The 18,304-nt window shown below is 65.4% G+C and carries 17 protein-coding genes; 7 read left to right on the top strand and 10 right to left on the bottom strand.

Features of this window, described 5'->3' with window-relative positions; translation table 11 throughout:
* Positions 1-185: 185 nt before the first annotated feature.
* On the top strand, positions 186-1,208 hold the full coding sequence (locus tag EXQ71_09420) for an HAD-IB family hydrolase (protein MSO87723.1): 1,023 nt from the start codon (positions 186-188) through the stop codon (positions 1,206-1,208).
* Positions 1,209-1,259: 51 nt separating this feature from the next.
* On the opposite strand, the gene EXQ71_09415 is transcribed toward EXQ71_09420, so the two are convergent.
* Positions 1,260-2,198 carry a sigma-70 family RNA polymerase sigma factor gene (locus tag EXQ71_09415; GenBank protein ID MSO87722.1) on the bottom strand — a complete coding sequence of 313 codons (939 nt, stop codon included), beginning with the start codon at positions 2,196-2,198 and terminating at the stop codon, positions 1,260-1,262.
* A 158-nt stretch (positions 2,199-2,356) separates the two neighbouring features.
* Between EXQ71_09415 and EXQ71_09410 the strand changes: the two genes are divergently transcribed.
* Positions 2,357-2,683, top strand: a complete 327-nt coding sequence (locus tag EXQ71_09410) for a hypothetical protein (protein ID MSO87721.1) — start codon at positions 2,357-2,359, stop codon at positions 2,681-2,683.
* A gap of 60 nt (positions 2,684-2,743) precedes the next feature.
* Here EXQ71_09410 and EXQ71_09405 read toward each other — a convergent pair whose 3' ends face one another.
* The 4 genes from EXQ71_09405 to EXQ71_09390 all read right to left on the bottom strand — a co-directional run bounded on the left by EXQ71_09405 (position 2,744) and on the right by EXQ71_09390 (position 5,373).
* Complete coding sequence (locus EXQ71_09405) at positions 2,744-3,286, bottom strand: hypothetical protein (protein MSO87720.1); 543 nt, start codon at positions 3,284-3,286, stop codon at positions 2,744-2,746.
* Between the two features lie 7 nt (positions 3,287-3,293).
* Positions 3,294-4,154 (bottom strand): DUF455 family protein, encoded by an 861-nt coding sequence (locus EXQ71_09400; GenBank protein ID MSO87719.1) that lies wholly within the window; start codon positions 4,152-4,154, stop codon positions 3,294-3,296.
* Complete coding sequence (locus EXQ71_09395) at positions 4,151-4,810, bottom strand: hypothetical protein (GenBank protein MSO87718.1); 660 nt, start codon at positions 4,808-4,810, stop codon at positions 4,151-4,153. The genes EXQ71_09400 and EXQ71_09395 overlap by 4 nt, the downstream gene beginning before the upstream one ends.
* A 95-nt stretch (positions 4,811-4,905) precedes the next feature.
* Entirely contained in the window at positions 4,906-5,373 is a 468-nt protein-coding gene (locus tag EXQ71_09390; GenBank protein MSO87717.1) for a hypothetical protein, read from the bottom strand.
* 328 nt (positions 5,374-5,701) lie between these two features.
* Between EXQ71_09390 and EXQ71_09385 the strand changes: the two genes are divergently transcribed.
* Positions 5,702-7,432 carry an ABC transporter ATP-binding protein gene (locus EXQ71_09385; GenBank protein ID MSO87716.1) on the top strand — a complete coding sequence of 577 codons (1,731 nt, stop codon included), beginning with the start codon at positions 5,702-5,704 and terminating at the stop codon, positions 7,430-7,432.
* Positions 7,432-9,360, top strand: coding sequence for an ABC transporter ATP-binding protein (locus tag EXQ71_09380; GenBank protein MSO87715.1), 1,929 nt, complete (start codon positions 7,432-7,434; stop codon positions 9,358-9,360). The genes EXQ71_09385 and EXQ71_09380 overlap by 1 nt, the downstream gene beginning before the upstream one ends.
* Here the strand turns inward: EXQ71_09380 and EXQ71_09375 are convergent.
* Positions 9,343-9,954, bottom strand: coding sequence for an HAD family phosphatase (locus EXQ71_09375; GenBank protein MSO87714.1), 612 nt, complete (start codon positions 9,952-9,954; stop codon positions 9,343-9,345). The two genes, EXQ71_09380 and EXQ71_09375, sit on opposite strands and share 18 nt — an antisense overlap.
* Positions 9,951-11,648: an NAD+ synthase gene (locus EXQ71_09370; GenBank protein MSO87713.1), complete on the bottom strand. Its 1,698-nt coding sequence runs from the start codon at positions 11,646-11,648 to the stop codon at positions 9,951-9,953. Before EXQ71_09370 ends, EXQ71_09375 begins: the two co-directional genes overlap by 4 nt.
* A gap of 130 nt (positions 11,649-11,778) precedes the next feature.
* On the opposite strand from EXQ71_09370, the gene EXQ71_09365 reads away from it, so the two are divergent.
* Positions 11,779-12,708 carry an alpha/beta hydrolase gene (locus EXQ71_09365; protein MSO87712.1) on the top strand — a complete coding sequence of 310 codons (930 nt, stop codon included), beginning with the start codon at positions 11,779-11,781 and terminating at the stop codon, positions 12,706-12,708.
* 233 nt (positions 12,709-12,941) lie between these two features.
* Here the strand turns inward: EXQ71_09365 and EXQ71_09360 are convergent, their stop codons facing one another.
* Positions 12,942-13,943 carry a glutamine synthetase gene (locus EXQ71_09360; protein MSO87711.1) on the bottom strand — a complete coding sequence of 334 codons (1,002 nt, stop codon included), beginning with the start codon at positions 13,941-13,943 and terminating at the stop codon, positions 12,942-12,944.
* A gap of 183 nt (positions 13,944-14,126) precedes the next feature.
* Here EXQ71_09360 and EXQ71_09355 point away from each other — a divergent pair, with 183 nt between their 5' ends.
* Together EXQ71_09355 and EXQ71_09350 are read left to right on the top strand one after the other, a co-directional pair.
* Positions 14,127-15,461: a glutamine synthetase gene (locus EXQ71_09355; protein ID MSO87710.1), complete on the top strand. Its 1,335-nt coding sequence runs from the start codon at positions 14,127-14,129 to the stop codon at positions 15,459-15,461.
* 12 nt (positions 15,462-15,473) lie between these two features.
* A complete protein-coding gene (locus EXQ71_09350; GenBank protein MSO87709.1) occupies positions 15,474-16,151 on the top strand; it encodes a response regulator transcription factor in 678 nt (225 codons plus the stop codon).
* 198 nt (positions 16,152-16,349) lie between these two features.
* Here EXQ71_09350 and EXQ71_09345 read toward each other — a convergent pair whose 3' ends face one another.
* Together EXQ71_09345 and EXQ71_09340 are read right to left on the bottom strand one after the other, a co-directional pair.
* The gene (locus tag EXQ71_09345) at positions 16,350-16,706 is read right to left on the bottom strand and encodes a hypothetical protein (protein ID MSO87708.1); all 357 of its coding nucleotides are present in this window, start codon (positions 16,704-16,706) and stop codon (positions 16,350-16,352) included.
* Positions 16,707-16,719: 13 nt separating this feature from the next.
* Complete coding sequence (locus EXQ71_09340; protein MSO87707.1) at positions 16,720-18,285, bottom strand: 2Fe-2S iron-sulfur cluster binding domain-containing protein; 1,566 nt, start codon at positions 18,283-18,285, stop codon at positions 16,720-16,722.
* Positions 18,286-18,304 lie beyond the last annotated feature (19 nt).

Genomic DNA, 18,304 nt, shown 5'->3' with positions numbered 1-18,304 from the left:
CCCGGCGATCCCCGGCGATTCGGGTTCGGGAAGCCCGAGCACCGCCGGTGCGTCGCCGGCGAGGTCGGCCAGCAGAACGCCCCCGGGATCGCGGCGGGCGAGCAGGAGAGCGAGCGAGGCGGCCACCACGGTGGTGCCAGCACCGCCTTTGGATGACCAACAGGCAATGAGCATGGATTCCTCCGATGGGGCGCGGCACCAGCCACGGCCGCAGGCAGCAACATCGGGGGAAGACCGGCGCCGATCACGGGGGGTGTGCCCAACGCCGTGGGCCGAACCTAGGCCCGGCGGCGGGCGCTCACAAGGGGGTGAATCGGAAAGGGCCGCTCGGTCATTACCCTCGCGTCGTGGACACTCTCGCCGATGCCCCCCGTATCGCAGCCTTCTTCGATCTCGACAAGACAGTGATCGCCAAGGCCTCGATGGTGGCTTTCAGTCGTCCGCTGCAGCGCGCCGGGATGGTTTCGCGTCGACTCATGCTCAAGGCGGCGTGGGGTCAGATCGTGTACGCCCAGATCGGCGCTTCGCCGGAGAAGTTGGAGAAACTCCGGGAGTCGGTGCTGCAACTCACAAAGGGCTGGGACCAGGCCGAGATCTCGGCCATCGTTCGAGACACGTTGGGTGATGTGATCGAGCCGATTGTGTATGAAGAGGCTCTTGACCGGATCCGTGCGCACCAACTCTGGGGCCACAAGGTGTTCATCGTGTCGGCCTCTCCCGAGGAGGTGGTGGCACCGATCGCACGGATGCTGGGCGTGGACGAGGCCATCGCTACGCGAGCCGAATTGGACGACAATGGCCGTTACTCAGGGCGGACCGAGCGCTACATCTACGGTGCGGAAAAGGTGGTGGCGATCAGTGAAGTGGCCGAGCGCGATGGTTTCGACCTTGAGCACTGCTGGGCCTACTCGGATTCGGCGACCGACATCCCCATGCTGGCCGCGGTAGGCCATCCGGTGGCGGTGAATCCCGACAAGGACCTGGCCCGCGTGGCCAAGGAGCGTGGTTGGATGGTTGAGCACTTCCGATTGGAAGTGCCGCTCCGTGAGCGGGTAGCGATGCCTACGCCAAGGCGGGCTGTGGCGCTGGGAGGCGGCGCGGCCGCCGGGGCGTTGATGGTGGGAGCGTGGTGGCTCTGGCGGCGCCCAGTCGCTACAGCGCCCGTACCTTCTTGGCGGCGATCGATCCCAATGCGACAAGGACGATGAGCAGGAGGAGTTTCTTCATCCCCGCAGGTTAGCCGTCGGTGGCGCCGGGTGTCAGACGGCGAGAAGGTCGCGAGCGCCCGTGTCGCTGCTGGGATGGCGCAGTTTGGACATGGCGCGTGCTTCGATCTGGCGGATCCGCTCCCGGGTGAGGTTGAAGTGCTCGCCAACCTCTTCGAGGGTACGGGCCTCGCCGCGGTCGAGGCCGAAGCGCAATTTCAGGATTTCCCGCTCACGGTCGTCGAGAGGAGCGAGCAATCGGTTGATCTCGTCGGGCAGCAGCGACGTGGCGGCCACCTCAAAGGGCGACTCAGCCGAGCGATCCTCCACTACGTCGCCGAGTTCGGCGTCGCCGTCTTCCCGGAGGGGTTCAGAAAGTGAGAGGGGCTCGGCCGCGAAGCGCAACGCCTCGGTCACTTTGTCCTCAGGCATTTCTACCTCCGCCGAGAGTTCGGCGAGGGTGGCGGGACGGCCCATCTTCAACTCAAGGCGGGCCCGGGCCTTCTGCAACCGGGCGAGGGTGTCGCCAGCATGCACCGGTAGGCGGATGGTGCGGCCAGTATTGGCGATGCCGCGGGTGATGGCCTGGCGGATCCACCAGGTGGCGTAGGTGGAGAACTTGAACCCTTTGCGCCAGTCGAACTTCTCGACGGCGTGCATCAGGCCCAGGTTTCCCTCCTGGATGAGGTCAAGGAGCGGCAGGCCTGACGCCTGGTATTTCTTGGCGATCGACACCACCAGACGTAGGTTGGATTGAACGAAGGTGCGCTCGGCGTTCTCACCCATGCGTTTGGTACGTTTGAGTTCACGCTTACGCGCTGGCGTGAGGTTCTTGCCCCCCGCTTCAAGCTCGGGACGAGCCGCGTTGCCAGCTTCAATCGCCTGGGCCAGCCGAACTTCGTCGTCCTTGGTGAGTAGGGGGTATTGACCAATATCGGTGAGATAGAGGCGAACGAGGTCTTCTTCGTCACGCTCAACGCGCTCCTTAGGCACAACTAACCCTCTTGCTTTTGAGATTCGGTGAATAGGGGGTGATCGGGTGGTGAACGGTCTCGCTATGGAACTCTACGATACCGACTTGGTCAAGCCTGCCAACCCCCAGTCGATATGGGCAGGTCAGAGAGTTATAAGTCGCAAATGAGGGAGAAAACATGGTGGGGTCCGGTGCCGACGAAGTGCAACTCACGATGGTAACGATGTGTTTCGACGCCATCGACCCGGATTCCCTCCAATCGGTGCTGGCCCGCTATGTGGTGCTGAGTCGGGGCCACCAGGGCTGTCGGAACATCGATTTGGCGCTGTCGTCGACGGCGCCGGACCGGTTCGTGATCGTGCAGAAGTGGGACAGCCCGGAGGCCCAGCGCGCCCACTTCGACTCATCGGAGATGGTGGAGATGGCCATGGCGTGTGCGGGTCTGCTGGTACACCCCCCACAGATCGACCTCCTGGAGCCGATCAGCGCTCACGATCTGGGCTAGGACCTTCGGGACAACCACCGTCGCTCCGCCACGCCTGACGCCCGGAATCCCAGGGGTGGGTCAGGGGGTGGCTTGGTTGGAGATGGCGCTGATGTCGGCCCAGGTAAGCCCGTCGGCGGTCCACAACGCATCAAAGGCCGCATCGGCGGCGTCGGTGAAGCCGTGGCGGTTACGGAACTGGTACAGCCGTCGTTGACGTTGGACATGGTGGCCGAGCCGTCCGAGCCGTCCTACGCAGTAGGTCTCCCAGGCGGCTACTTCCGGGAGAGTGAGGTCAGCATCGGCCGGGGCCTCCCCGAAGGCCGGATCGAGCCGGTCTTTTACCGACAGCAGGAGTTTGCCTAATACGTCGGTGGCGGCGATGGCGTTGAGGTGCCGGACAACCTTGGGGTCTTCGAAGGCGCCGGATTCCACGGCGATCACAATGGGATCGGTGGAGGTCACCTCGGCGTGGGCCAAGGGGGTGGATTCATCTACTTCGATCGTGACCGAGGCGGCCGCCGGGAGGCCGATCACCTCGACGAGTTGCTCTACGATGGCCCTGATCTCGGTGGCGTCGAAGTGGACCAACGAGAACGTCTCGGGCCGGATCTCGACCGGCATCGTCGTCCTAGTGGGCAATCGCGGGGCGGTTGGCCTCGGCGATGGCTTCCATCTCCTCGCGGGCCTCCTTGGCGATCTGGGCGAGGGTGTCCATTTCGTCTTCCTTGAACCCAGCCAACTCGCGGAAGCGACGGGCCAGACGCACCGGGCTGTCGTCTTCCTCGCCCCGGAACCCACCAAGGGAGAAGAGCTTGTCCACGACCCGCTGGAATTCGAGGGCGCGTTCTTGGCGGGGCTTGTCGTCGGCGGTGAGCTTGCGCAGCCAGTCGGAACCCATCTTCACGTGGGTTACCTCGTCGGCCAGCATCCAGTCTTCGCAGAACTCGAGCACCGGATCACCGGCGATCTCGCCGAATTCTCGCATCGTGTTGAACACGTCGATCGCTAGGCCCTCTAGGGCCCGGTTGACGCCGGTGAGGCGAAGCACGGGGTCGGGGTTACAGGCGGCCTCATAGAGGAAGGTGTTCTCAGAGAACTCGCCCAGCTCGGTGCCCATGTGGCCGCTGAGTTTGATGGAGATCTCGCAATGGCGGGCTTCGTCCCAGCACTGTCGGGCCATGTCGAGTTTCAACTCGAAGGGAACCTCGGGAATACCTTCGCCGTTGCCGCTGCCCACCTCGAAATCCCAACAGGTGCGCCCGGCGCCCTCAAGGGCCTGGATTTCGCCCACGAAGATGCCGTGCATCAGGGCACGGGCGGCATCGGGCGCATCCGGACGCTCCGGGGTGAGCCGGCCCGCCCCGCGGCGGCCGCTGCTGCCGTTATCGGCTGCCTGCGCGTTGCGGGGATCGTTGATGCGAGCCGCGAGCGGGACGTGCACAAACCGCTCGTCACGGGCAAGGTCTTCGACGGGAAAGGACTTTCTCATGCGTGGGCCTCCTGGGTGGGCTCATAGGAATCGCCGATGGTGCCCGGTCCGGCGATACCGCCGGCGGCCAGCATCAGTTTCTGAAGCGCGGCTTGATGGGCAATAGCGCGGTCGAGTTCGGCCTCGCTCTGGATCAGTGATTGGAGCATCATCTCGCCGTCGCGCCAGTCGTTGAACTCATCGGCCAGGGCGAAGTCCAACGAGCGGATGGTGGGCGCATCGGTGATGGTCGAGGTGTTGTTCCGGTGGTAGGTGTAGGCGGCGATTTTGGCGGGAATGAGCACCCGGTAGGCGCCCACCAACTTCTCGATGGTGAGATCGGGACCCTCCGGCTCGGTCATGGCGTCGACGAAGGCGACGAGCTCGTCATTCGGTGAGGCGGTGAGGCGCTCGGGATTCATTTCCCGGAGCTCTGGAAGGCGCTTGTGCCAGAGCTCCGAGTGCCACGCGTGGTGGTAGCAGTGGGTGCCAAGGCGCAGTTTCACGTCGAGTTCCGGCACGGTGGCCACCCACCCGCCGAGCACCTCGAAGAGCCGCATTTCGATCCATTTGTAGTGGCCGACCCGGCGCGCCGATTCTTCCACCGTAAAGATCCCGGGCAACTCCCGGCGGTCCCACGGCGCGAAGGGCAATCGCGGCTTCTTCGGATCAGCCAAACGGTGTCACCACTTTCTCGCTAAGCAGCGGTCACGGGGTGACCGGCTGAGAACGATCGTTATCGGGGCCAGCCTCTCGCGTGGTCACTCGTCGGTCAAGTAGCGCCGGGATGGTTTCGGGGAGGCCCACGGCGCACTGGATCGTGCCGGTAGGCCGTGGCCCCGAGGATCACCACCTGGGCGGCGAAGGCCAGCGCGCATCCGGCGGTGAGGACCTCGCCCCAGCCGAAAGGGCTACGGCCAGACCCGGAGCGGGTGAGCAGCACCAGTCCGACCACGGCGATGATCACGGCAACGAGCAGAACGGGATGGGGTCGCCGTCGAAAGAAAATCATCCCCAACCGCGGTACGAACACCACCAACCGGTAGGTGATGAAGGCGGAAGTGGCGGAATTGGTGTATCCAAGGCCCACCGTGGGCCGGGTGTAACCGATGGCTAACGCCGACCCGGCAAGGATTCCGTCGTTCCACTCGCCCGCCGTGGCCCTGCCCCGCGCTGCGATCGGGGCAAGCACGGCAGCCGCCAGGAGCAATCGAACTCCCAGAAAAGGGAGTGGTCCCACCTATTTTACGGCATCCTGAACGATCAGGAAGGTGCTGCCGAAGCAAATGGCCGCGCCCAACAGGGCCAGATCAGCCAGGCGCGGATGGGTGCCCATCAATCTCTCCATGCACAACACTGTGGCGGAGAGAGTTCGTCCGGGCGACCCCTCGCTATGGGGACGCCAACCCAACGAGGGGGTGAGTGGTGACGTGACGGCAATCGAGCGCGACTTGGCGCTACTCGCTTCAGCCCCGCCGCCCTTGCTGCCCTCCGGGCCTCCCGGTCCGGCGGCACCGGCGCCCGCCGGCGTGGTCTCGGCTAATCGCGACCTTGGTTGGGTCCGACGGATGTTGCCGCTGGTGATGGCGCGCCGGTGGCGCCTGCTGGCCGGCCTGCTGGCCGCGGCGGTGGCCATGCTGGCCCAGGTGGTAGCGCCGCTGATGCTCATGCTGGCCATCGATCGGGCCCTGATCCAGCGCACGAGCACGCTCTGGCCCTTCGTCGTGGCGCTCGCCGCGCTGGCCATCGTTCGCGGCGGCCTCACGTTCTATTACCGCTCCACGCTCTACAAACTGGCCTTCGCCCTCGAATACGACCTGCGCACCACGATCTACGAGCATCTCACCAAGCTGTCGTTTCCATTTTACGATCGGGTGCAGTCCGGTCAGCTCATCTCGCGAGCCAACAGCGATATCCGTTCGGTGCAGATGTTTCTCACCTTCATGCCGATCGTGTCCCTCAGCCTCGGCAGTTTCTTTGTGGCGCTCGCCATCATGCTGACGATCAACGTCCCGCTCACGGTGGTGGCCGTGCTGCCGATTCCGTTCATTTATGTGGTGGGCGTGAGGATGCGGGAGTTGCTGTTTCCCATTAGCTGGGTGGTGCAGGCCCGCACCGCTGATGTGGCGACGATCGTGGAGGAGAACGTCACGGGGGCGCGGGTGGTGAAGTCTTTTGCCGCCGAGTCGCAGCAAATGGATGCGCTGGGTGCGGCCGCTCGCCGGCTCCGGTGGGCCTCGATCCGCCAGATCGACGCACGGGCCCGCTACGCGCCGATCATGGAGGGGCTTCCCCGTCTCGGACTGGCGGCCGTCTTGCTCTACGGCGGGATGTTGGCGGTGGACGGAACGGTGTCGGTCGGCACGATCGTGGCCTTCAGCACCTACGTGGTGCTGCTGCAGGCGCCCTTCCGCACGCTGGGTTTCATGCTCTTGCTGAGCCAACGGGCGGCGGCCTCGGCGGCGCGGATCTACGAGATTCTGGATTCAGAACCCGAGATAGCCGACCGCCCCGGGGCCGTGGATCTCCTGGCCCCGGCCGGCTCGGTGCAGCTCGAGGATGTGACGTTCCGGTACGGCGATGGTGGACCCGTTCTCCAGCATCTCGATCTCTGCCTGGCTCCGGGTGAGACCGTGGCCATCGTGGGCCGGACGGGGAGTGGTAAGTCCACCGTGGCCCGCCTACTCCCACGTTTCTATGACGCCAGCGACGGGGTAGTGCGCATCGATGGTCACGATGTGCGGGACCTCACTGTCGCCAGTTTGCGGGCCGCAGTGGGGCTGGTCCTCGATGAACCGTTCCTGTTCTCAGCCACGGTGCGCGAAAACATTGCCTATGCCCGCCCCGATGCACCTCTGGCCGATGTTCGAGCGGCGGCCCGCGCGGCGGGGGCGGAGCAGTTCATCGACGCCCTGCCCGAAGGGTTCGACAGCGAGGTGGGGGAGCGGGGCTACACGCTATCGGGGGGGCAACGTCAGCGGATTGCGATCGCCCGCACCCTCCTGGCTGATCCGGCCGTTCTTATCCTCGACGATGCCACCAGCGCCATTGATGTGCAGGTGGAGGAGGAGATCCACGGCGCTCTGCGCGTCCTCATGGAAGGACGAACCACCCTCGTGATTGCGCACCGCGTGTCCACGATCAACCTGGCCGAACGCGTGGTGCTGCTTGAAGGCGGCCGCATCGTGGCCACGGGTACGCACGCCGATCTGATGGCCCGCGAGCCGCGTTACGCCGAGGTGCTCGCCCACATTGCCGATGGTGATGATCGGTCCGATCGTCAGGGAGCGTCGCGCTGATGGCGTGGGGTGGCGGTGCACTGGGCGGGGCGGGCGCACCCTTCGCGGGGAGTACCGCGGCCGGATCGAACCTGCCCTTTGCCGGTGTTCCTTCCGAGATGCAGGAGCGGGTTGACCAGCTCCTCGCCCACGAACCCGTGCACGACCACGAGGTGGTGGTCTATGAGCCGATTGCCTCCGACACACTGCCCTTTTCGCTGCGTCGACTTGTCCTGCCCCACCGCCGAGCACTCGTTGGAGCAATCGTCCTGGTGGTCATCGAGACCGTGGCCCTCCAGACCGGGCCACTGCTCACGGCCATCGCGATCGACGACGGTATTCGCCTGCGAAATCGTACGGTGATCGCGGCGGTGGCCGGGCTCTATCTTCTGAGTGTGATGGTGGGAGCGGTGACGAGCCGCAGCCGGATTGCCTGGACCGGTCGAGTGGGAGAGCGCTTGCTCTACGACCTGCGCCTCAAAGTGTTCAGCCAGTTCCAACGGTTGTCGATCGACTTCTTCGCCCGGGAGAAGGCGGGCCGGCTCATGACGCGGATGACCAGCGATCTCGACAACCTCACGCAGTTGCTGCAGGAGGGTTTGGTGCAACTCTTCGTGCAGGGGCTCACAGTGGTGTTTGTGAGTGGGGTGCTCATCGCGTTGAACCCCCCCTTGGCCGCCATCACCCTGCTGGTGGTGGTGCCGTCGATGTTGGCCGCCACGGTCTGGTACCGCTCCGCCTCAGACCAGACCTTCGACGTGGTGCGCGACCGTATCGCCGATGTGATGGCCCATCTACAGGAGAGCCTCTCCGGTGTGAGGATCGTGACGGCGCACAATCGGCAGTCGCACAACGTGGCCGAGCACCGAACCATTGTGGATGCCTACCGCCGGTCCAACGATGCCACCGCCATGGTGGGGGGCGCCTACGGCGGCGTCACCGAAACGGTGGGGATGGCCGGCCAGGTCGTGATCTTGGTGGTGGGGGGTCGGTGGGTTCTGAATGGTTCGCTCGAGATCGGCGAGCTCGTGGCTTTCATCCTCTACCTGGCCGCCTTCTTTGCCCCGATCCAGCAACTGGTGCAGCTCTACAACACCTACCAGCAGGGACAGGCCTCGGTGCGCAAGCTTCGAGGGTTACTCGCCGAGGAGCCCAGCGTGGCCCAGCACCCTAACGCCGAGCCGTTGCCGCTACTCCGCGGCGAGGTGCGCCTGGAGGGGGTTAGTTTTGCCTACACCCCCGGGCGGGACGTGCTCCACGGCATCGACCTCACGATCCCGGTTGGCGAGACGTTTGCCTTCGTGGGCGAAACGGGGGCCGGAAAGTCCACCATCGCCAAGTTAGTGAATCGTCTCTACGATCCGACCGTCGGGCGAGTGCTCCTTGATGGCATCGACATTCGTGGCGCCACCCTGGCCTCCGTGCATGCTCAGGTGGGCACGGTGCCCCAAGAGGCATTCCTCTTTGGCGGTTCCATCCGCGACAACGTCACCTTCGCCCGTCCCGACGCATCGGAGGACGAAGTGATCGAGGCCTGTCGGCTGGTCGGCCTGAGTGATCTTCTGGAGCGACTGCCAGCCGGACTCGACACTCCGGTGCACGAACGAGGGGTGTCGGTATCTTCCGGCGAACGGCAACTGCTCGCGCTGGCTCGCGTGTTCCTGGCCCGCCCGCGGATTTTGGTGCTCGACGAGGCCACCTCGAACCTCGATCTGCGTTCTGAGGGCCGGATCGAGGAGGCGCTCGACACATTGTTGGAGGGCCGTACCGCTATTTTGATCGCCCATCGTCTCGCCACGGCCATGCGGGCCGATCGGATCGCCGTGATCCACGACGGGGAAGTAGTGGAGTTGGGCTCACACGAGGCGCTGGTGGCGAACGGCGGTCGCTACGCCGACATGGTGGCGACGTGGCACCGTCACGGGCAGGGATCAGCGTCCGAGGAGTAGGTCGAGTTCTTTCAGCGCCGCGTCCGGGTCTTGCACGTGGATGGCATGCAAGCCAGCCCGTTGGGCCCCGAGCACATTGCCGTGGCTGTCGTCGAGGAATACCGCGGCCTCGGGTGCGACGCCACCCAAGAGGGCCAGTGCGTGGTGGTAGATGGCGGGATTGGGTTTGCGCATTCCTACCTCGGAACTGTCGACCACGATCTCGAACAGTTCGTCGAGGGGCAGCATCGCCCGCCAGGTGGCGCGGCCCTCACTCACGTTGTTGGTGATCAGTCCCAGCCGGTAACCCTCGCCGCCGAGGGTACGTACCCGATCGATGACCTGCTCGTGCAAGGTCATTGATCCGAGGAGGGCGGAGAGCGGGGCGAAGTCCACCTCAATTCCCTGCGCCCGGCCCAGTTCGGTTACCGCCACCGCCCAGTCGGTGATGGCGAGTTCACCCCGTTCGACCTGATGCCAGGGGTGGTCGGTGTCCTGCTCGTAGGAGCCGATGAGGAGTGACAGATCGCCCCCGCCGGCCTCGGTCATAGCTCCCCACGGCGACGAGGTGAGCACGCCGGCAAAGTCGAACAGGACGGTCGTGATCGCCGTCATCCGCGGTAGGCATTCGTGATGGGCATCCGCCGGTCTTTTCCGAACGCCTTGCCGCTGATACGCGGGCCGGGCGGGTTTTGGCGTCGCTTATATTCCGAGAGGTCGACCAGCCGGGTGATGCGTTCCACCAACGCCGGGTCGAAGCCCTGTTCCACAAGTTGGGTGCGGGTGAGGTCGTGTTCCACGTAGGCCTCCAGCAGTGGGTCGAGGATCTCATAGGGAGGGAGTGATTGATCATCCCGCTGGTCGGGCCGCAGTTCGGCGGAAGGAGGCTTGGTGAGGACAGCCTCCGGGATGAGCTCTCGACCGGCGCGTTCGTTACGAAAACGGCACAGGTCGTAGACGAGCAGTTTGGGAACGTCCTTGATCACGGCAAAGCCCCCGGCGGTATCCCCATAGAGCGTGGAGTAGCCAACGGCGAGTTCGCTTTTGTTCCCCGTGGTGAGGACCAGCCACCCGCGGAACTTGTTTGATAGGGCCATGAGCAGGGTGCCCCGGATGCGCGGCTGGAGGTTTTCCTCGGTGAGGTCCGGTTCTCGCCCGGCAAAACTGGGTCCGAGCAGTTCGAGGAACGCGGCGTGGGCCGGTTCGATGGCGATGGTTCGCAGTTCGATACCAACGGCGGCGCACAGCGCGGCGGCGTCGGTCTGGGATCCGGTGGAGGAAAAGCGACTGGGCATCGAGACGGCGTGCACGTGTTCGGGTCCGAGCGCATCAGCGGCGATGACGGCCACCAAGGATGAGTCGATACCACCGGAGAGGCCCAGGACGGCGTCGTGGAAGCCGTTTTTGGTGATGTAGTCCCGCGTGGCGAGCACAAGGGCGTCGTACACCTCGGCTTCCGGAGACAGCCGTGAGGTGATCGTGGGCGGGTAGTGGGACTCGGGGGCGGCGGCCGCCGTGGGGGAGATCTGGATGACGGGGAGCCGCGGGCCGTTTCCACGCTCGGGTGAGATCGGATCGATGGTGAGGTCGATGAAGGCCACGGTGTCGGTCATCTGGGGGAGCCGGGCGAGAAGATCGCCGTGGTCGTCGACCACGAAGGAGCCCCCGTCGAAGATGAGTTCGTCCTGGCCGCCGACCTGGTTGACGTAGGCGATGTGGCAGCGAGCATCGGCCGCACGGATGCTCACCATTTGCTCGCGTTCGTCCGGGCGGCCATCGAAGTAAGGAGATCCATTGGGGATGACCACGAGGTCGGCCCCACCGGCGGACTGCGGCGTGACGGTTCCATTGGCATGCCATGCGTCCTCGCAGATGGCGATGCCAACCTTCACTCCGGCGATCTGGAACAGAGTGAGGGGGGTGGTTCCCGGAGCGAAGTAGCGGGCCTCGTCAAAAACGGCGTAGTTCGGCAGAAGCCGCTTTCGGTAGATCCCCTGCACCTCCCCGGCCGCGCAGACGGCGGCGGCGTTATACAAGGCTGGGCCGGTGTCGACGAAACCCACCACGGCGGCGCAGCGTTGGGTGCCGGCGGCGACCCTGTCCAGGGCGGTTCGGTTGGCGGCCACGAAGCCTGGCTTGAGGATGAGGTCTTCGGGCGGATAGCCCGTGATGGCTAGTTCGGGGAGCACGACGATGTCGCAGTGCGCCTTCTCGGCGGCTTGGTACGCGTCGAGGATGCGTTCGACGTTGCCATCGAGATCACCGACCACCGTGTTCAGTTGGGCGATTCCCACCCGAATTCGTGCCACCCCTCCAGCGTAGGTGCCCTGAGTAACCGGTTCGATCCGAGCGGTTCCACCATCGGTGGGTGGCGGCCGAGGCGATGCGCGAGGATGACATGCCGATCAGCCGTGGGGCTGGTGGCCGAAGAGGAGAAGTGTGCCGCTCGATCCGCAGGTGAAGTCGTTGCTCGATGGGTTGGCTCAGGCCGGGGGGCCGAGTTTGAACGACTTGTCGCCCCCCGAAGCGAGGGAGCTCTACCGGGGACTGGTCGCGTTCGATCAGCCTGAAGAGGTCGCCCGAGTGGACAACCGGGTTGTTTCGAACGGGGACCATGATGTGCCGGTGCGGGTGTACACACCGTTAGCCGCGGTGGGTGGTCACGCTCCGTTGCTTCTCTGGCTCCACGGCGGCGGTTGGGTGATCGGTGATTTGGACACGGCCGATGCCACCGCCCGAGCCCTGGCAAACCGTTCCGGAGCCGTGGTGGTATCGGTTGGCTACCGGTTGTCCCCGGAGTACCGAGCGCCCAATTCCCTGGAGGATTGCCTGGCCGTGCTTATTTGGGCGGTGCAGGAAGCAGAGGTGCTCGGCGTGGATAGCGAACGGGTAGCGGTGGGGGGCGATTCGGCGGGCGGAAACCTTGCCGCGTTGCTGTGCCATCGGGTGCGCGACGACTGTGGCCCTGAGATCGATTTTCAATTGCTGGTCTACCCGGTTGTGGACCTCACGCTCTCACACCCGTCGGTGGATGAGAACGCGGAGGGCTACTTGCTCACGAAGGACTTGTTGCGCTGGTTTGTGGATTGTTATCTCGGGGACCAGGATCCGAAAAGCGCGGCCGTGTCACCATTGTGGGCGGCATCACTGGCGGATCTTCCCCCGGCGCTGATCATCACGGCGGAGTTCGATCCCTTGCGGGACGAAGGGGAGGCCTACGCCGAGGCGTTGCGCAAGGCGGGGGTGGAGGTTCAGGTGGCCCGCTACGAGGGTCAGATCCATGGCTTCCTGGGGCTGGCGGCCATTGTTGCCGACGGTGCCCGAGCCATTGACCAGGCGGGGGCGGCTTTGCGGGCTGCTCTCCACTGACGGCGATGGGGGTCGTGGACGTTCTGACCGCCGCGTAGAAGTCCCGCAACGGTCTTCCGTATCCGCCTGGCCGGAGTGGGCCCACCGGCGGCTCCGTGTGGCCGCAGATGCTGTCGGGATCCGGCGGCCAGGTGGACTCGTCGCCGGGTTTGAATCTCACGGGCCACAGCCGCCACCGCGCGCAAAGGGCACCTCGGGGGGTGCCCTTTGCGCGTCGCTCGGAGGGTAAACGCCTACGCCAGGGCGGTACACACCGTGTCGATGATGATGTAGGTCACGTCGTAGGGATCGCAGTTGGCATTCGGGCGGCGATCCTCCAGGTAACCCTTCTGATCCACCTCGACCTGCCAGGGGATTCGCACCGAGGCACCGCGGTCGGACACGCCGTAGCTGTACTCGGAAAAAGGGGCCGTCTCGTGTTGACCGGTGAGCCGGTCCTCGATGCCGTGGCCGTAGAGAGCCACATGCTCCTTTACCCGCGGGGCAAGGGATTCGGCGGCCGCGATGATGGCGTCGTAGCCCTCTCGCATGGCCTTGGTGGAGAAGTTGGTGTGGGCGCCAGCGCCGTTCCAGTCGCCTTTGACTGGCTTCGGATCCAAGGTGGCGGACACGTTGAAGTCCTCACCGATGCGGTAGAGCAGCCAGCGGGCGATCCAAAGTTCGTCGGCCACCTGCGGGGCAGCCACCGGACCCACCTGGAACTCCCACTGACCGGGCATCACCTCGGCGTTGATGCCCGAGATGTGCAGGCCGGCCGCCAGGCACGCATCAAGGTGGGCCTCCACCACGTCACGGCCGTAGACCTCATCGGCTCCGACGCCGCAGTAGTAACCGCCCTGGGGGGCGGGGAAGCCGCCAATGGGGAAGCCATAGGGGCGCCCTTCCTTGAAGAAGGTGTACTCCTGCTCAATGCCGAACCACATGTCCTGCGCGTCAAACTTTTCCGCCGCTTCGGCGCAACGGCGACGGGTGTTGGTCTCGTGCGGCCGCATGTCGATGTAGAGCACCTCACACATGACGAGGATGTTGTGGCCGCCGCGAATCGGGTCGGGGCAATCGAACACCGGCTGGAGAACGCAATCGGATTTGTCGCCGGGTGCCTGGTTCGTCGACGAGCCGTCGAAGCCCCAGATGGGAAGGTCCGTTTTCCCGTCCTCCATGATCCTCGTCTTCGAGCGCAGCTTGGCCGTCGGCGCGGTGCCGTCGACCCAGATGTACTCAGCTTTGTACGTCATCTGGGTTCCTTTCCTCGACAATTCGGGGTGATACGGATGAGTTGAGCCGCCCGGTAACCGGGGGAGGCCACTGGATGCTGGCATGAGCCAGTTTCCCGGTTCTTTCCCGAGTGTGAACGCTATGTGAACCAGAGGGCAAGCCGAGTGTCATGAGCGGCGCGTCCCTGCCATCATTGAGACACCATGGAACGCCAGCGTGACTATGTGTTGCGCACGGTGGAGGAGCGAGGGGTCCGGCTGATCCGGCTCTGGTTCACCGACGTGCTCGGCCAACTCAAATCTTTTGCCATTTCCCCCGCCGAACTGGAGGGAGCGTTCGACGAGGGCATGCGTTTCGACGGCTCCGCCATCGACGGCTTCAGTCGGGTACAGGAGAGCGATGTCCTGGCCCGACCCGATCCGAATAGTTTCGAGTTGTTGCCCTGGGCTGATTCATACGGCACGTCGGCCCGAATGTTCTGCGACATCACCAACATTGACGGCACCCCCTTCGAGGGTGATCCCCGCCAGGTACTGCGCCGCAACCTCGACAAGGCCCGCGCCCGCGGTTTCACATTTTACGCCGCGCCGGAAATGGAGTTCTTCTACTTCGAGAGCGCCGACCCCGCCGTGGCCCCCAAGCCCCTCGATCAGGCCTCGTACTTCGACCTCACCACCGCCGACGTGGCATCGGACCTTCGTCAGCGCACGATCCACACCCTCGAGGTGATGGGGATACCGGTGGAATACAGCCACCACGAGGATGCCCCCAGCCAGCACGAGATCGATCTTCGTTACACCGACGCCCTCACCATGGCCGACAACGTGATGACATTCCGGCTGGTGGTGCGGGAAGTGGCCTTCGAGGCCGGCGTGCACGCCACCTTCATGCCCAAGCCACTCGCCGACGTCCAGGGTTCGGGAATGCACACCCATTTCTCGCTTTTCGAGGGGGACATGAACGCGTTTTACGATGTGGACGACCCCCGTAACCTCTCCAAGGTTGCTCGTGGTTTCATTGCCGGTGTGCTCACCCACGCCCGGGAAATCGCGGCGGTGACGAACCAATGGGTGAACTCATACAAGCGTCTCGTGGTGGGGTTTGAAGCGCCGGTGTACGTGAGTTGGGCTCGCAACAACCGCTCGGTGGTAGTGAATGTGCCGCCCATCAAGGCCGGCAAAGCCGACTCGACACGGATCGAGTTCCGCGCCCCCGACCCGTCTTGTAACCCCTACCTGGCCTTTTCGGTGGTGCTAGCGGCTGGGTTGCGAGGCATTGAGGAGGGCTACGACCTGCCGCCGGAGACGCTGGCCAACCTCTATCAGATGAGCGACGACGATCGACGAGCCGAGGGAATCTCGATCCTGCCGGACTCACTCTCGGAAGCCCTCGATGAGATGGAGCGATCCGAACTCGTGGCGGAGGCACTCGGCGAGCACGTTTTCGAATGGTTCATCCGCAACAAGCGGGCCGAATGGCTCGAGTACAAGACCCAAGTGTCCCAGTTCGAGTTGGACCGCTACCTGCACCGGCTCTAAGCCGCCCCCATTATGGAACCGCTCCTTGTCTTTCCTGATCCGGCCGCCGACCTCGCTCAAGCGCTCGATCAGGCCGGCTACCCATGGAACGTGGCCTCGGCGGCGTTTGGCCCGGTTCAGACGGAGCCGAGCGACGGTTGGTCTGGGGCGGTCATCGTGGCCGTCGAGGACCCTGAGGGCGCCTTTTCGGTGTGTCGGTCACTGCGGCAACGAGACGTTCCGTTGGAGCCGATCCTTTTGTTGATCTCGCCAACCCAGGCGGCGGATCTCGAGTTGCGTGACGACCTCTTCGATGACTTCTGCTTCTACCCGTTCCATGGCGATGAGTTCGCCGCCCGAATGAAGCACCTGTTCTGGCGCATCGGCGGTGGCACCCGCCCCGAACTGGTGGAATACGGCGAGCTTCGACTCAACCTGGAGACGTACCAAGCCGCCATTGCCGGTAAGCCGCTCGACCTCACCTACATGGAGTACGAGCTACTCAAGTTCCTCGTCTCGCACCCGGGCAAGGTCTTCACCCGAGAGACGCTCCTCTCTCGGGTGTGGGGATACGAGTATTACGGCGGGGCGCGCACCGTGGATGTTCACATTCGTCGCCTCCGGGCCAAACTCGGCGAGGAACACGCCAACCTAATCCAGACGGTGCGATCCGTTGGTTACCGGTTCGGCCAGTCGCGCTGGGGTCTGTAGGCCCCGATGCGGCTGCCCCGAAGGGGGCGGGCGAGCTAGGTGTTGAGCTCGATGAGTTCTGAGCCCTCGTGGGTGGCCTCGCCGTTGTCCTTCAGTGTCCAGCCCAGCCCGGCCGCCACGATCCCGCCGGTGATGCAGACGCTGACCGGGATGAGGACTAGGAGGACCACGATGATGATGATGGGACCGACCATTCCCTCATCCTGCCCCGACGTGGGCCCAGGCTTCCACCTCAACGAGGGCACCCAGGGGTAGTTCAGCGACGCCGATGGCGGAACGGGCCGGCCGATGGTCGCCAAAAAGTTCCGCGTACACCTCGTTCATCCGAGGGAAGTCGCTCGCCATGTGGCGCAAAAAGACGGTGGTCTTGGTGATGTCGCGCAGCGAGGCGCCGTTGGCTTCCAGAAGCGCAGCCAGGTTGGCGAGGGCCTGACGAAGTTCGTCCTCAAACCCCCCCCGGACCAACCGGCCCCCGACCGCGCCCACCTGCCCCGACACCACGAGCCACTCGCCCGCTCGAACAATGGGGGTGTAGGGACCTACCGGGGCTGCCATTCCCCCACCGTAGTCAGCGCCAGCGTGCCCCGGTGGGCCAGTCGGCCGGGCAGTCGAGGTGCAGCCAGGCGGCGGCGGCCACCGCCGCGAACACGGCGTCGCCACCCCGCACGGCCGGACCGGAGCCACGGGCCAGCTCCACGCGGATCGGTGGGGTGTCCACCGCCCGCAACACGCCGAACGAACGAATGGTGAGGTCATGCACCGTGCCCGCAGCATCCACCGCGATGCCCTCCGCACTGAGCCAAGACAACGCCATGTGAGCGGCCCCGGTGGCGTAGGACCGCAGCACCACGTCGTCGAGTATCTCGCCGGCATCAAGGTGCACGACCAGCGTGCCATCGGCATCGATTTCCGCCTCGGCGATGGCCCCGGTGACCGGGTCGACCACTGGTCGCAGCGAGCGGCGGGCCCCGGTGCACAACACGAGCGCTTCCGCCCAGCCCGCCGCCCGCAACCCGGAGGCAGTAGGTGGGCCCGCGAGGTCGATTTCCTCCACCCGCAGCGCGGGGGCCACCGACGCCACCGCGGCGGCGATCCCAGGCGTGCGGACCACCCTCAACACACCCGCCCCGTGGGCATCGGCACCGCCGGCCACTGGAGGTCGCTTGGGGCCAAGACGCACCGTGTCTTCCCGGTTCAACAGCACCCGCACCGCCCGACCGTACTCATCGGCCAATTGTCGGGCGACGGCGGCCACCATGCTGGCCTGCTTACCTCCGAACGCCCCGCCGTTGGCCAGTGGGGTGGCGGGCTCACCCCCGGGTTCGCACCATGAGGCATCGGGTTCCAGGTAGGCCGGCTCCACCCAGGAGGTACGCAGTGTCGCCGACCAAACGCCCGGCGGCAGCGCCAGCGGGGGGGTGGCGGCCACCGTGGTACGGCGGCCTTGCACGTTGCCCGCCGTGGCGCGTGCCTCCGCCAGTGTCTCGCCCACCGCCCACCCGCCGGCGCCGTCGGGCACCGCCACGAGGGCACGGGCCGGGGCCGTATCGTCGGCGAAGCCGCCCTGCCCGAGGGCCACGGACGCCTCCACCTGTTGGGGTCCCCCTCCTTCGATGGCGGCGCGGGTCGACGCGGCACGGAGATCGCGGGCAGGTCCCGGGGTGCCGCTCTGGGCCATGTCCCATGCGTCAAGCACCGTGCGCCACCCGGTGCAGCGGCAAAGGTGGGCCAGCAGCGCCTGTTCAACCGGCGCATGGTCACCGGCCTCGACCCCCTTGGCCGCCAGGCCCTCGAGGCGACAGATGATCCCCGGAGTGCAAAAGCCGCATTGGCTGGCGCCGCTGGCGCAAAAGGCGTCGCCCCAGCGTTGGCGCCGGGCGGGGTCAAGACCCTCGAGGGTGGTGATGGCTCGTCCGGCAACCCGCCGAGTGGGGGTGACGCACGCCACCCGAGGCTGTCCATCGATGAGGACCGTGCAGCACCCGCACTGGCCCTGTGGGCTGCAGCCGTCCTTCACGCTGCGCAGGCCGAGTTGCTCTCGCAGCACGTCGAGCAACGTGCCACCGTCGTCGGGCACCTCCACCTGCTGGCCGTTGACCTCGAGTTGCAGGATGGGGTGAAGGCTTTCGACCATGCGGTCGAGGATAGGTTCA

This window comes from Acidimicrobiia bacterium, from assembly GCA_009694375.1.
GTDB lineage: Bacteria > Actinomycetota > Acidimicrobiia > Acidimicrobiales > VFJN01 > VFJN01.
This window is presented reverse-complemented; position numbering and strand designations above follow the sequence as displayed.

Coding starts and splice junctions, on each gene's coding strand:
- EXQ71_09405 (MSO87720.1), bottom strand. CDS start 3,286: ATGCCGGTCGAGATCCGGCCCGAGACGTTCTCGTTGGTCCACTTCGAC.
- EXQ71_09340 (MSO87707.1), bottom strand. CDS start 18,285: ATGGTCGAAAGCCTTCACCCCATCCTGCAACTCGAGGTCAACGGCCAG.
- EXQ71_09375 (MSO87714.1), bottom strand. CDS start 9,954: ATGACGGCGATCACGACCGTCCTGTTCGACTTTGCCGGCGTGCTCACC.
- EXQ71_09350 (MSO87709.1), top strand. CDS start 15,474: ATGGAACCGCTCCTTGTCTTTCCTGATCCGGCCGCCGACCTCGCTCAA.
- EXQ71_09420 (MSO87723.1), top strand. CDS start 186: ATGGGGCGCGGCACCAGCCACGGCCGCAGGCAGCAACATCGGGGGAAG.
- EXQ71_09360 (MSO87711.1), bottom strand. CDS start 13,943: ATGACGTACAAAGCTGAGTACATCTGGGTCGACGGCACCGCGCCGACG.
- EXQ71_09345 (MSO87708.1), bottom strand. CDS start 16,706: ATGGCAGCCCCGGTAGGTCCCTACACCCCCATTGTTCGAGCGGGCGAG.
- EXQ71_09400 (MSO87719.1), bottom strand. CDS start 4,154: ATGAGAAAGTCCTTTCCCGTCGAAGACCTTGCCCGTGACGAGCGGTTT.
- EXQ71_09410 (MSO87721.1), top strand. CDS start 2,357: ATGGTGGGGTCCGGTGCCGACGAAGTGCAACTCACGATGGTAACGATG.
- EXQ71_09385 (MSO87716.1), top strand. CDS start 5,702: ATGTTGCCGCTGGTGATGGCGCGCCGGTGGCGCCTGCTGGCCGGCCTG.
- EXQ71_09355 (MSO87710.1), top strand. CDS start 14,127: ATGGAACGCCAGCGTGACTATGTGTTGCGCACGGTGGAGGAGCGAGGG.
- EXQ71_09380 (MSO87715.1), top strand. CDS start 7,432: ATGGCGTGGGGTGGCGGTGCACTGGGCGGGGCGGGCGCACCCTTCGCG.